The following is a 14,174-nucleotide window of genomic DNA, read 5'->3' as shown; positions in this document are numbered from 1 at the left end:
CTCCTATGCATTTGGGGTAATCGATGCTTCGATCGCTGCCGGTTTCAGCCTTAACGCGGCATCCGTCGGAAGAAATGCGGCGAGCAGACCGATTAGCGGCAGGTACGCGCAAATTTGAATGACAAACGTGATGCTCGTATGGTCGGCCAGAGTGCCGAGTACGACCGATCCCAAGCCGCCGAGTCCAAAAGCAAGGCCGAAAAACAGTCCCGAAACGGTGCCCACTTTCCCCGGCAGCAGTTCCTGCGCGTAAACGATAATCACGGAAAAGCCCGACAGCAAAATAAATCCGATAAAAAAGCATAACACCGCGGACCAGAACGGATTGGCGAAAGGAAGCAGCATCGAAAAAGGCGCCGTGCCCAAAATCGAGAACCAGATCATGTTGCGCCGGCCGAACCGGTCCGCCATCGGCCCTCCGGCAAAGGTTCCCAGCGCTCCGGCGACCAGCAGTACAAACAGGAAAACTTGCGCTTGCCCCGTGCTTATTCCGTGTTTTTCAATGAGGTAAAACGCATAAAAACCGGTCATGCTGGCCATATATACGAATTTTGAAAACAGCAGCATAATCAGAACTCCGATGGCGTAAGCCACTTTCGCTGCGGGCAGCCGGTTTTCCCTTGGAAGATTCTCTATTTTCTTTACGGCTTGCCCCTGGAGATACCCCCGATACCAACGAGCAACGTAAATTTGCACGATAATCGCGGCCAGCGCGGCCAACGTAAACCATATGATGCCAAACTGCCCGAGCGGGACGAAAATCAAGGCCGTAAACACCGGAGCCAAGGCCTGACCGACGTTCCCCCCGGTTTGAAAGATGGATTGGGCCAACCCTTTGCGGGGTCCGGCCGCCAGATGAGCGACCCGGGAAGCTTCCGGATGAAGCACCGAAGAACCGACTCCAATGAGAACAACCGACAAAATGACCTGCCAAAAATCGGAGGCGAAAGCCAAAACAACCATTCCGAGCAAAGAAAACACGACGCCGGCGGGCAGCAAAAAAGGTTTCGGTTTCGCATCCGTGTATAACCCGATCAGCGGCTGAAACATGGAAGCCGTGATGTTCAAAGTAAAGGCGATCCAACCGATTTGCGTATAACTCAACTGCAGCGATTGTTGCAGAACCGGAAATATGGCGGGAATAACGGATTGAATCGAGTCGTTCAGCAGATGGACCAGGCTGACCGAAAATAATATGGAGTATACGGTGGCTTGCCATGTTAAAGGTTTCATTGTTCTCCTCCGATCATTAACATCTTATCATCAGATGTTTGAACACAAAAAAAATTAGGTTACAGCTCGGCAATCGTGCCTTCCAGATTAAGAAGCGTCCACTTTACGGCAAGATCCGGGTCCTGCTGCTGTATCGCCTCGTACAACTGCTCGTGATAATAAGAATGCGGATCATGCGAACCGTATTCCTTGTTTAATTTGCGCAGAGCATCGGACAGCACCTCGGAAAAAGTACGGAACAAATCGATAATCACGCCGTTTTTGCTGGCGATCGCCACGGCCATGTGAAACTCGATATCGGATTTGGCGTAGAGTTCCCGGTCGTTTTGCTGCAGGGCCAAGCCGCGCTCGTCCAAATGTTTGCGCATATTTTGCAGATCCTCTTCATCGCGGCGGAGAGCGGCCAATCGGGAAATCTCCAACTCCAGCATCTTTCTTGCCTCGTACACCTCCATGAGCTCAGCGCGATGCAAGCGCTGCACAAGGGGTTCCTGGATAACCGGGCTGGCTTTGAGATAGGTCCCGAACCCTTGTTTTTTCTCCAGCAGTCCGGCGTGCACCAAAACGCGGATCGCTTCCCGGATGGTGGACCGCCCTACTCCGAACATCTCCATCAGCTCCGGCTCCGTCGGAATTTTATCTCCGGGACGAATATCCCCCCTCGAAATTTTATGCTGCAATTGATTGACGACATCATCCACAAGCTTGTGATGGCTTATCGTCTTAAACGACAATTTATCATTCATCTGATCATCTCCTGTTTATGAAGTTTATCACACGGCTAAACATCACACAACAAAAAATTCCATCCTTATTGTACAACCGCTGGGTTAACTGGCGGGCGGGCCATCTCGTGATGAAGCGTAATATTTTGGGCTTTTGCGGCATTAAAACGGTGCGCATAACGGAGTTCAGCCCGGTTTCTTCCTCGACGGAAGCCATGCTTGCCAAGTGGCTAGAGAAAGTAAGCGAGCTTGGAGCATCGCTTGCTTGAGTTTTTTTAAAGGGCCGTTGATCCAGCTTAGCCTCATGGAACAGAAATGAGTATAATAGTGAGGAAGCCTATTATATTACATGTTGAACTGTTCGCAGAGGAGTTATTATGATAAACACGATTTCTGATATTGCCCGCATGGCGGGCGTGGCCAAAAGCACGGTTTCCCGTTACTTAAACGGCGGACCGGTCAGCGAAAAGACGCGGCAGAAAATTGAGCATATCATTAAAAAGCAAAATTATGTCCCCAACACCTTTGCCCAAAGCCTGAAAGCAAAGAAAACCAATTTTATCGGCACCGTGGTTCCCCGCCTCGATTCCTTCGCCACCTCGCAAACCTTGATCGGGATCGATGAAGAACTCCGGAGCCATCATTATCAAATGCTGATTTCGAATACGAGTCAGAATATGGAACGGGAAATTGAAGCGATCTATGATTTTGCCCGGCAAAAAATTTCGGGCATTATCCTGTTGGCCGCCCAAGTCACAGAAGCCCACTTAACGGCGATCAAGAAGATCGACATCCCCGTGATCCTGGTGGGACAGAAAAATGAGCAAATTCACAGCTTGATTCACGACGACCAACAGGCCGGCCGGCTGATGGGGCGGCATGTATTAAGCAAGGGACACCGGAAGATTGTCTACCTCGGGGTTACCGAAAAAGACGAGGCTGTTGGTATACGCAGAAAAGAAGGCTTCAGGGAAGCTTTGGCCGCCTGTCCGGGCTGTGAGGCAAGCTACCTGGAGACAAGCTTTAAAATGTCCGACGCCGTGGTCACGGCCTCCCGGCTGCTCGAAGACGCGCGGCCTTCCATCATCGTGTGCGCCACCGACAATATCGCGCTTGGCGTGATTAAAGCGGCCCATGTAAGGGGAATTCGCATCCCCGAGGAGATGTCGGTTACCGGCTTTGGCGGATACGATATCACGGAAATCGTCCACCCTGCCCTGACGACAGTGAAATATCATTATTATGAGGCGGGAAAAAAAGCGGCCGACAACATCATCCAGCTGGTGAATGAGAAAGCGGTTGACAAGCTGACCTTGATGGACGTTGAACTAATCCAACGGGAAAGCGTTGACAACTTATTATCCCATCCGTTATTATAGTTTCACAGGAACCGGTTCCACCTTAATAAAGGTGGGCCGGATAAATTTTGGTTTCAACTGGAACCGGTTCCGATATATTTTTTTCATTGGAGTGGAACCGGTTCCGATGTGATCGATCACAACTCAGAATGGAGTACATCAATGAAGATGACGAGAGAAGAAAAATACCGGCTGATTGCACAGGCGAAACCCGGTGAGTTGGCGGAGCTCCGGAATAAAGTCGATCGCTGCGTCTGGCGGCAAAATTACCACATCCAACCCCCGACAGGGTTGCTCAACGATCCGAACGGCTTTTCATACTATCAAGGCGAATATCACCTATTCTATCAATGGTTCCCTCTGGGGCCTGAACATGGCATGAAATATTGGTACCATACCAAGTCCGCCGATCTGACCGCCTGGGACAGCGCGGGAATCGGCATTGAGCCCGGGGGCCCCTACGATTCGCACGGCGCCTATTCGGGCAGCGCCATTGAAAAGGATGGCCAGTTGTATTTGCTGTATACGGGAAATACGCGGGATGAAGCGTGGAACAGGTATCCTTATCAATGCTTGGCCTATATGAATGAAAGCGGTTTTATCAACAAGCTCGAACAGCCGGTGATCTCCTCGGTTCCTCCCGGGTATACGGACCATTTCAGGGATCCGAAGGTTTGGAAATCGGGAGACGATTACTACTGCGTGTTTGGTGCCCAACGAACCGACCGTACAGGAGCCGCGGTCTTGTACCAGTCCAAGGATCTGCTCCATTGGGAGTTTAAAGGAGAGATCAAAACCCGGCTGCCTCGTTTCGGATATATGTGGGAATGCCCGGACTATTTTGAATTGGATGATTCGGGAGTTTTGCTGTTTTGCCCCCAAGGTCTGGAAGCCGATGGGGACAGATTCAACAACATCTACCAGACAGGTTATGTGATCGGAAAACCGCTTGATCCGTTATCCCTGGAATTTGCCCATAACCCGTTTGAGGAGTTGGACCGGGGGTTTGATTTTTACGCGGCGCAGACGATGCAAGCTCCGGATGGGCGGCGCCTCCTGGTTGGCTGGATGGGGCTGCCGGATGTGGATTACCCGACGGACGAAAGCGGCTGGTCGGGCTGCTTGACGCTTCCCCGGCAATTAACACTGCGGGACGGAAAGCTGATCCAGCAGCCGGTGCCTGAGCTCGCCAAGCTTAGAAAAGCGATGCGCAGCGCCGAAATTACCCTAAATAACGATACAAAACGCCTAAACGGTTTCGAGGGCGTCTCCTACGAACTGATCTGTGAAATTGCAAATGGGGACGCCACAGCGGTTGGACTTGAGTTTCGCGCCGGCGGCCGGGAGAAGACGGTTCTGAAATACGACGGAGCCGCGAACAAAATCATCCTCGACCGCTCCTTATCGGGTCAGGCCCTGGGAGAGATCAACGGAAATATCCGCCGCTGCCGCATGGCCGCAGGCAAGCTCAAATTCCATCTCTTCGTGGACGTGTCCTCGGTTGAAATTTTTGTCAATGATGGTGAGGAAGTGTTTACAAGCCGCATCTTCCCGGATCCCGGAAGTACGGAAATACGCTTGTTTTCTTACGGTGGAAGCGCGGAATTCCGTGTCCTCAAGTGGGATATATAATTTTTGGAAAAGGGGACGAGAGCAATGTCGGAAAATCAGCAAATTGCTAAAGAAGTGATCCAGGCGGTCGGCGGCAAGGAAAACATCGCCTCTATCGCCCATTGCGCGACACGTTTGCGGATCATGGTGCTGGATAAGGACAAAATCAAGCAACAGCAAGTCGAAAATATCGATAAAGTCAAAGGCGCGTTCTTCAACTCCGGGCAATATCAAATTATTTTTGGAACAGGAACGGTCAATCGAATCTTTGAGGAAGTCGAAAAGCTTGGCATTGAGAGCACCTCGAAAGAGAATCTGAAAAGCCAAGGAAAAAAAGAGGGCAATGTATTCCAGCGCGCAATCCGCACATTCGGCGACGTATTTGTGCCGATTATTCCCGTACTGGTGGCAACCGGGCTGTTCATGGGCCTGCGCGGTTTGCTGACCCAGCAGGTGATTCTGGCCTGGTTCGGGGCGACCCCCGCGGATATATCACCTAACTTCCTGTTATTCACCCAAGTTCTGACGGACACGGCCTTCGCCTTCCTCCCGGCCTTGGTGGCCTGGTCGGCGTTCAAAGTTTTTGGCGGGAGCCCGGTGCTCGGGATCGTGCTCGGTCTCATGCTGGTCAATCCAGCACTTCCCAACGCCTACAGCGTGGCGGACGGTTCCGCTCACCCGCTGATCATGTTCGGCTTTATTCCGATTGTAGGTTATCAGGGATCCGTATTGCCGGCGTTTTTTGTGGGCTTGATTGGAGCAAAACTGGAGAAGTTTTTGCGCAAACGCATTCCGGAAGCGTTGGATTTGATTTTAACCCCGTTTGTTACCTTATTGATCATGATTTCGCTGGGGTTGTTCGTGATCGGTCCGGTCTTCCATTCCCTGGAGGAGTGGGTGCTTCATGGAACGGTGAGCGTGCTCAACCTGCCGTTTGGCATCGCCGGTCTCGTTATAGGCTTTTTGCACCAAATTATTGTGGTTTCGGGCGTTCATCATATTTTCAACTTCCTGGAAATCCAGCTTCTCGAACAGAGCGGCAGAAATCCTTTTAACGCCATAATCACCACCGCCATGGCCGCCCAAGGAGCAGCCTGCCTGGCCGTAGGCTTGAAGACGAAAAACATGAAGCTCAAAGCGCTTGCCCTGCCGTCCTCGCTGTCGGCTTTCCTGGGCATTACCGAGCCTGCCATTTTTGGCGTCAATTTAAGATACATGAAGCCGTTTATTATGGGGCTGGTCGGCGGCGCGGTCGGCGGTTTCATGGCCTCATTCTTCCATTTGGCCGGAACGGGCATGTCGATTACGGTCATCCCGGGCACGCTTCTCTACCTGAACAGTCAGCTTCCATTGTATATTTTGTCTAATGTTGCGGCGATGGCCGTCGCCTTCGTATTAACGTGGATCTTTGGTTACAAAAACGAAGCGGTGAAAGAAGAAAGCGGACCCGCAGCTTCTCAAGCCGCAGCGGAAGCGCCGGCCGCCAAGCCGGCCCTTGCTCTCGATAAGCTGGAGATCCCCTCCCCCATCACGGGCAAGGCCGTATCCATCACGCAGGTCCCGGATCCGGCATTTGCGGAAAAACATATGGGGGAAGGTATCGCCATTGAACCGACGGAGGGCAAAGCCTTCGCTCCTTTTGACGGAACCGTTGCCCATGTGATGGATAAAAGCAAGCATGCGGTTATTCTTGAACATGAGAGCGGCGTACAACTGTTGATCCATATCGGCATCAATACGGTAGGATTAAAAGGAAACGGGTTTACGGCCCATGTGAACACGGGGGACAAAGTGACCAAAGGGCAGCTTCTCATCGAGTTTGACATGGATGTAATCAGAGAAGCGGAACTTCCCGTGGTTACCCCCGTGCTCATCCCTTCCGGATTGGATTCTGTGGAACAAGTCCTCCCTTCCGGGGAAGGAAACGTAACGGCAATTCAGGATAGCGTAATTACGGTAAATTTGAAAAAATAATCGAACAAAACGGGAAAGCTAGGTTTCAGCCCTTCCGCTTCCGATAGGAAGCCGGAAGGGCCTTTTCGTTTTCTGATGGTAAACGGTTACATCTTACTTATCGCTTTTGTTATTTTCAAGCACCGCCGCCAGCAAGGCCAACGCCAGCCCTTGACCCCAGCCTTGGGCCCATTTCTTGTCCACGCCAAGATAACCTTCAATGTCCTTCATGACCGCGGTGCCGCCCGAAACGTTCAGTACCCGCCCATTGCCGGCAATACTCACCAGCGTGCCGTCCAGCGCCCGCTGCACATATTTGGCATGCAGCGGGTTGCCTTGCATCACCATCGCCGCCGCAATGCCCGCTGTCGCCGATACCTCGCCGTACGATGCCGGATAGTCAAGCACGGTGCCCCAGAGACCGTCCTCCCGCTGCAGTGTTTTGATGGCCGCAAGCTGGTCGCGTAAAGAACTTCCGATATGCATAAAAGGAGGATACAAATAAGCTTCCGGCAGCACCTTTCCCACCCGGGACATCGTATAAGCGGCCCAAGCGTTGGCGCGCCCCCAGAAGATGCCGGACATATGATCCTGGCTGATGTGGTTGTAGCCGTGGTACCACAGACCGGTGTCCGCGTCCTGCAAATAATTAATATGCCAATAAAATTGATGCAGCGCATCATCGATCAGGGGCTTCTCCCCCAGCTTCACGCCGACACGCAGCATAAAATAGGCTGCCATAAACAAGGTGTCCGCCCAACACTGTTCAGGGAAATCGTTATTCGCCGACACCGTATGCTGAAGCACCCGGTCCCCAAAGCGCAGCGCCTTGTTCTGCAGGTAGTCGACTTTGCTTAAAATTAGATCGAAATATTTCCGGTCCTCCGTTTGTTCATACAAAGTGAGCAGCATATGCCCCATCGCGCATGTATTTATCGTCCAACCCGGAAGCCCGGCCTCGATGTACTCATCGCACCACTCGGCCATCCGCTCCAGATAGGCCTGCTCCCCGGTGGCTTCAAACGCTCGGCTGATCCCGTAATAGGCGACGCCGCACGGCCAATCCCAAGTCAAATCCATGCCGAAGGTGTAGTCCACTACGCGCCCGATGATTTGCTTCAGCTCGGACGGGTCCGCATTCAATTTCATCGTGTCCATCTCCCGCTAAATGTTTTAAGAACAGCCCTTATTTGTAATTGCCTGCATCGATCGCCGCCTGCTTTTCATCCAGAATTTCTTGATACCCGGCATCAAGATAGGTTTTCTTGGCCGCCTCGTACGTGGCATCGAACTCAGCTTCGGGCGCGATGGCAATCTTCACATACAGCTCCTGGAAAAGCGAATTGAGATCCGCCTTGTATTCGTTCACTTTTTCGAGCACGACGCTGAACAAGGCATCCGGCGTGCGGTATTCCGCATACTTGTCGTAGTAGGCCAAGGAATTTTCGGCCAAAGATTCATAGCCCGGAGGCGCCATGCTGCGGAGGTAAGCCACGCGCATCTTTTCCGGATTATCGTATTTGACGGTTTCGATGACAAGGCACCAGTAGTCTTTGTTGTTATTTTGGGAAAGAACCGATTCACCTTTAAAATCCGCGCTCTTCACGGCAATGCCATCGGCATCGAGCGTATAGTTTTGGCCTTCGACGCCGTTCTGCAGGAAGAACAGATTTTCCGGCTGGCTCATCCATTCCAGGTACATCCAAATCGCGGCCCGTTCCATTTCGGTGGATTCATAGTTAATGCCCATAATCATGCCGAACGGCCAGTAGGCGCGCCCCTGGGGTTTACGTCCCTCCGGCGTACCGGCCCGGGTATCCAGAACGGCGAATTCCGCTTGCGGATTGTTCTTCAGAGTCGCGGTGATGACATCGGTGTTGTTCGAGAGGTAGAAGGCATACGTGCCGGTCTTGCCCGCAACGAACTCGGCCTTGATCTTGTTGTCGTCGTCGCGCAAATAAAATTCCTTGTCGATCAAGCCGTTGTTGTATTGATAGTTCAGATTACGCAGGTAACGTTCGGTGTCGGCGGTGGTCAGATCCGCGACGCCGAGATCCGAATAAAGCGCGCGGTATTTCTCGTCGGCCGGCCAGTCGCGGAAGACATAATTGTAGGTGAAATTGTTCTTTTTCAAGAATTCGCCGCCGGCGCCTAGTCCCGCTTCCTTCCACTTGGCAAGCATCTCGTTATATTTCTCAAGCGAGGTCAGGTCCTCCATTTTCATCCCGACCTTCTCAACCCAGTCCTTGCGGATCAAAGTTGTAAAGCTGTCCAAGCTCGGACGCTCGCCGAAGAAGAACACATTTTTATCGTCCACAGTACCATACTGTTTAATGGTTTCACCCATATTTTTCCAATAGATAGGGGCATAATGGGCAATTTCGTTCAGGTCCAGTTCCTGCATAACGCCCTCACCATAGTAGGCCAGCGCCTGAGGCATGTCGTAATGGAAAATGATGTCCGGAGCTTTATGCGAGGCCAGCAGCTGCTCATAATCCGTGACCTCGTTGCTGCGGGTGATCGGCACGTACTTCAGGGTGACGTTATATTTGTCGCCGAACTCTTTTTGCATCCAGCGCGTGTAGTAATTGTCGGTTACGTTCCAGCCCTCGAACGCCCGTTCATAGACTGGAATTTCCAGGGTTACGTTTTCGGGAAAACCGGCGGAGTAATCCGCATAGTCACCATTGGTCGTATTGTTCGCGGATGGAGCCTGCCCGGATGAGTTGCCGTTTGCCTTTTTATCGCCGCCGCTCATGCAGCCCGACAACAACCCCACGATGACCAATAAAGCCAAACTCAAAGAAATGATTTTCTTTTTGCCCATAGCTTATTTCCCCCCGTGAAATATAGTTTGAACCTTTGATGGCAAGACGCTGCTATTCCTTGACGGCTCCGAGCATCACCCCTTGCACAAAATATTTCTGGATAAAAGGATAAATGCAAAGGATCGGCAAGGTCGCGAATACGACGCACGATGCTTTAAGCACCTCGGGGTTGCTCAGCGATACTTGGGTGGCCTCCAACTGAAAGCTTTCGCTCGCCTGGATGACCAGGTAATACAGCTTAAGCTGAAGCGGCCGTAAATCGACCTGTTGCTTAATGTAAAACAGCGCGTCTTGATAAGCATTCCAACGTCCGACGGCGTAAAAAAGCGACAACGTCGCGATGATTGGCTTGGAAAGCGGAAGAACGATGCTCCACAAAATTCGGAAGTGCCCCGCGCCATCGATTCTCGCCGATTCCTCCAGGCTGACCGGGATGCTGCTGGTAATCGCCGTCTTCATAATCAGAAAATTGAACGCGCTGAAAGCCTGCGGCAGGATCAGCGCCCACCACGTATCGAGCATGCCGAGATTGCTGACCAGCATGTATTCGGGAATGATGCCGCCGCCAAAGTACAGGGTAAACATAAAGATAAATGTTAACGCCGTACGGCCCTTCAGCTGCTTTCGGGAGAGCGGGTAGGCCGCGCAGATCGTGATCAGCATGCCCAGGACGGTGAACACGACCGTTACCACCACCGATACGTACAAAGACCGCAGGATGCTGGCATCGGCAAAAATTTTTCCGTACGCCTCCAGGGTAAACCCTTGCGGCCAGAGAAACACTTTATTCGCAATCACAAAGGCATCATCGCTTAAAGATTTGGCCACGACGTGAATGAACGGCAGCAGGCAGGCCAGTGAGGCCAGGACCAGCGCGAGATAGATCAGCACATCCCAAATGTCAAACCGCCGTTTGCGATGCGCCGCCAGTGTGTTTGTGGCTGCTTTCATATTTCGCCTCCTTTCTACCTAAGCTAGCGCCTACAGCAGGCCGTCTTCGCCGAGTTTTTTGGCAATTCGATCGGCTAGCAGCACGAGCGTAAGACCGATGACGGACTGGAACAACCCAAGCGCGGTCGCGCGGCTGAAGTTGCCGCTTTCGATCCCCCATCTGTAAACCAATACCGGGATGGTTGTTGTAAACTCCGTGGTGGCCTTGTTCTGCAAGGCAAAAATGCGCTCGAACGAGCCCTCCATGACCCGGCCCAAGTTCATGATCAAGAGTGTAACAATGGTCGGGCGGATCGAAGGCACCGTGATATTCCATACCTTCCGCCACCGCCCCGCACCGTCCACGGTCGCCGCCTCGTACAGCTCCGGGTTGATTCCGCTCATGGCAGCCAGGTAAATGATCGTCCCCCACCCCATGCTCTGCCAGACGCCGATGGCCAAATAACTGATCAGCCAGTTGGTGTCCTCTTGCAGGAACGGGATGCGCGTACCGCCCATCATTTCGATGACATTGTTGACCACACCGTTGCTTTCGCTGAGCAATTGGTACGCGATCGCGCCGATAATAATCCAGGACAGGAAGTGCGGCAGATACAGTAGTGTTTGGTTTACCCGCTTGAATTTGACGCTTTTGATCTCATTCAGCAACAGCGCGAGCGCGATGGGCATCGTGAAGCTAAACAACAGGTCGAGCGTGTTGAGCAGCAGCGTGTTGCGGACGGCGCGGCCAAAATCATGCTTTGCGAAGATGTCGGCAAACACCTCAAAGCCCACCCACTCGCTGCCCCAGAAGCCCCTGGCGATTTTGTAATCCTTAAAGGCCAGCACAAGCCCGGACATCGGCGCGTATTTGAACACCAGCACGAATGCCAAGGGAATCAACAACAGTAAATAGAGCTGGCTGTCCCGCCGGATATAATAAGTGAATCCCCGGTTGGCCGCTTTTTGGTTCGTTAAAACGGGTTCATTATTTGAAGCGCTTTCAAGTTTCACTGTTTCACCTCCCCGAAGTATGGTTTTCCTCAGGCCCATTGCTGTCCAAACGAGCAAGTGGTCCAAGCAGCCGAGTGGCAATGGCGAGTTTGTGTCTCATCATACGCTTCTGGCTTCGGATCGGTAAATCATGAGTTTTGATTTTCCCTATCATTTTTGATTGTCCGGCACTTGGAAGCCTTGTAGCTGCTTGGAGGCATGCCCTCGTATTTGCGGAAAAAGCGGTTTAAGCTTTGTACATTGTAGTATCCGACCTCCGCTGCGATCTGCTTTATATTAAGCTTTGTCTCCAGCAGCAGCTGTTTCGCTTTTTCGATTCGCAGCAGGTTGATGTAGTCGATTAGGCTCTTCCCCGTCAGTTCGTATACGATCTTTCGCATATAGGAATAACTGATGCCGATGTCCTTCGCCATCTCCTCAAACACGATTTCCTCACAAAAATGAGCTTCCAGGTAGCGGATAATTCGCTCGCTGTAGCCGGTCTCCCCCGAGTTCCGCGCAAGGTACTGAATTATTTCGCCGAAAAACTCGCGCAGATATTCTTCTAGCTCGTCAAGGGTGTCGATGGAAGCAAGCGCGGAATAAATGTTCCCCCGGCCCGCAAAAATACGCGCGGTGCTGATATTGTTTTCCCTGAGATGTTTTATGGTGACACCAAGCAATTGATTGTAGATGAACATGATATTGTCGTAGGAGATGTACTGGGCGGAATGAATTTCGTTTCGGATGAGCGCGAGCTCCTTCATGATGCTGTCGAGGTCGCCGGCGTCCAAAAAGTTTAGAATGCGTCTTTCGCTGTTCGCGGGGTAAATATAGCTTTTGCCATGTTCGGCATCCTGCCTCCAGAAAGTAATCCCGCCGCTGCCTTCAATCATACGGTGTTTAATCACCTCCAGCGCTTCCACCACGCGGTCCTGGATCATGGCGCTCGTCTCCGCCCGGCTGCTAACGCCGATCGTTACGGTATGGCCGAGCAGTTCTGCCGCTTTGCTTCGAATCGCCACGAGCGCTTCCTTGATTCCCCTTAAGCCGCGTTCAAGTTCCTCCTGCCCGTAATTGATCACGGTGGCGAAGCAGTCTTCCCCTTGATAGACGCAGCGCGCATGAACCCCCGCCGGAAACAAGCCGTCGCATTGCGAGATGAGCAGATACCGGTGGTAGCTGCGCGTCTCCGGGTTCGTTTTGTTCACATAACGCCTGTAACGGTCTATGGAGACGACGGCCACCTGAAAATAAGGTTTCGGGAACATCTCCGCGACCGGTTTCGATACCTCGCCTCGCAATAATTGATGGATCGCCAGGCTGCGGGTATCCTGTTCACGCTCCTGCAGCAGCTTGTAGAGTTCCTCCTCTTCCTCCTGCATTCGCCGGAATGCCGCGTCAAGGAAGGCAAGCTCATTTTTGTCCGCCACCCCTAGAACCCCGCGTGCCCGCACGGTCCGCACCAGCTCGCGCAGCGGCTTGGACAGCCATGTCGCAAGAAAAACCGTCAGTATGGAACCGCAAAAAATAAGGATGGCCGTCAGCAAAATGATACTGCGCTGCAAAATGAGGGTTTTGGTTATCAATTCGTCCATCGAAAAAATGTTGACATTCCACCAGCCGAACAGATTTGAGCGCGACCACGTGTACAATAGCCGCTCGTTTTCAAGCTCATGGTACGCGTACCCCTCTTTCGCCCCGCTTTCCAAAACCTCTTGCATGAACGGCTGCTTCGTGCCGTCGCTGAGCAGCAAGGATTTGTCGTTGTGCGAGATAATGGTACCATCCGATTTCATGAGCAGGTAGCCATGTTCGCCCGGCTCCGATGAACGCAGATACTCCCCGATTTGCTTCTCCCGCAAATTGACGACGATGGTGCCGCGCGTCGTGGTCGAAAGGCGGTTTAGCGGCAGCACATACGAGACCACGGTTTCCCCCGAGGCCATCCGGCGCGGATACCATACGCCGCTGATTCCCCGGCGTCCGGCAAGGGCTTTCTCCATCCACCCGATCGGCTCATAGCGGCCCAGCGCTATAATGCCTTTGTCGGTTGAAACCACATAATCCGCACTCTCTAGATAAAAATAGGAGGAATAAACGCCGTCTACCCGGTGATTCAAGTTCACCAGTTCCTTGAGCACCGCTAACGCACCGCTCACATTATTGTAATTTTCGTTCAGTTCGGTAAAGGTTTCAAAGCCGCGAATGCGGTCAAAGATGTTAGTGGCGGCCAGGCGCACCGTATCTTGAGCGAGGTTGTTCAGCGCGTTTTCGTTCAGCTTGCGGTTGGCGTTTAATCCCGCCAATGAAGATTCGGCGATGGCGGCTTCCGAATTGCCCATAATCTGCGTACCGCTATACCAAGTCAGGATTGCCGCGGGAACTGTCATGACGCAAAACAGGATCAGTCCCAGTTGAAGCATCATCGGAATTCGTTTCATTTTTCCCCTCTTCCCATCATGGATTAGCCGTTGAAGCGATCAGTTCTACTTGTGTTTAGACATAAAAGCGCTTACAAATTTGTGCGCATCTGGCTCCTC

Annotated in this window: 11 protein-coding genes; 4 read left to right on the top strand and 7 right to left on the bottom strand. The window is 52.3% G+C overall.

What is annotated here, in order from left to right:
• Positions 1-3: 3 nt before the first annotated feature.
• A complete protein-coding gene (locus ACLD72_RS02455; RefSeq protein WP_410998157.1) occupies positions 4-1,233 on the bottom strand; it encodes an MFS transporter in 1,230 nt (409 codons plus the stop codon).
• 59 nt (positions 1,234-1,292) lie between these two features.
• Positions 1,293-1,979, bottom strand: a complete 687-nt coding sequence (locus tag ACLD72_RS02450) for a FadR/GntR family transcriptional regulator (protein WP_251589122.1) — start codon at positions 1,977-1,979, stop codon at positions 1,293-1,295.
• Positions 1,980-1,996: 17 nt separating this feature from the next.
• Between ACLD72_RS02450 and ACLD72_RS02445 the strand changes: the two genes are divergently transcribed.
• The 4 genes from ACLD72_RS02445 (at position 1,997) to ACLD72_RS02430 (ending at position 6,901) form a co-directional block, all read left to right on the top strand.
• On the top strand, positions 1,997-2,227 hold the full coding sequence (locus ACLD72_RS02445) for a hypothetical protein (RefSeq protein WP_458475514.1): 231 nt from the start codon (positions 1,997-1,999) through the stop codon (positions 2,225-2,227).
• A gap of 108 nt (positions 2,228-2,335) precedes the next feature.
• Positions 2,336-3,337, top strand: a complete 1,002-nt coding sequence (locus ACLD72_RS02440) for a LacI family DNA-binding transcriptional regulator (protein ID WP_410998161.1) — start codon at positions 2,336-2,338, stop codon at positions 3,335-3,337.
• A 141-nt stretch (positions 3,338-3,478) separates the two neighbouring features.
• Positions 3,479-4,948 (top strand): glycoside hydrolase family 32 protein, encoded by a 1,470-nt coding sequence (locus tag ACLD72_RS02435; RefSeq protein WP_410998163.1) that lies wholly within the window; start codon positions 3,479-3,481, stop codon positions 4,946-4,948.
• 24 nt (positions 4,949-4,972) lie between these two features.
• The gene (locus ACLD72_RS02430) at positions 4,973-6,901 is read left to right on the top strand and encodes a sucrose-specific PTS transporter subunit IIBC (RefSeq protein WP_410998165.1); all 1,929 of its coding nucleotides are present in this window, start codon (positions 4,973-4,975) and stop codon (positions 6,899-6,901) included.
• Between the two features lie 93 nt (positions 6,902-6,994).
• Here ACLD72_RS02430 and ACLD72_RS02425 read toward each other — a convergent pair whose 3' ends face one another.
• The 5 genes from ACLD72_RS02425 to ACLD72_RS02405 form a co-directional block, all read right to left on the bottom strand.
• Complete coding sequence (locus tag ACLD72_RS02425; RefSeq protein ID WP_410998167.1) at positions 6,995-8,029, bottom strand: glycoside hydrolase family 88 protein; 1,035 nt, start codon at positions 8,027-8,029, stop codon at positions 6,995-6,997.
• Between the two features lie 37 nt (positions 8,030-8,066).
• Entirely contained in the window at positions 8,067-9,707 is a 1,641-nt protein-coding gene (locus ACLD72_RS02420) for an ABC transporter substrate-binding protein (RefSeq protein ID WP_410998169.1), read from the bottom strand.
• Between the two features lie 52 nt (positions 9,708-9,759).
• Positions 9,760-10,659: a carbohydrate ABC transporter permease gene (locus ACLD72_RS02415; protein ID WP_410998171.1), complete on the bottom strand. Its 900-nt coding sequence runs from the start codon at positions 10,657-10,659 to the stop codon at positions 9,760-9,762.
• A 30-nt stretch (positions 10,660-10,689) separates the two neighbouring features.
• A complete protein-coding gene (locus ACLD72_RS02410; protein WP_410998360.1) occupies positions 10,690-11,691 on the bottom strand; it encodes an ABC transporter permease in 1,002 nt (333 codons plus the stop codon).
• Between the two features lie 89 nt (positions 11,692-11,780).
• A complete protein-coding gene (locus tag ACLD72_RS02405) occupies positions 11,781-14,075 on the bottom strand; it encodes a helix-turn-helix domain-containing protein (protein ID WP_410998173.1) in 2,295 nt (764 codons plus the stop codon).
• Positions 14,076-14,174: the final 99 nt, after the last annotated feature.

The organism is Paenibacillus lacisediminis, from assembly GCF_046567315.2.
This window is presented reverse-complemented; position numbering and strand designations above follow the sequence as displayed.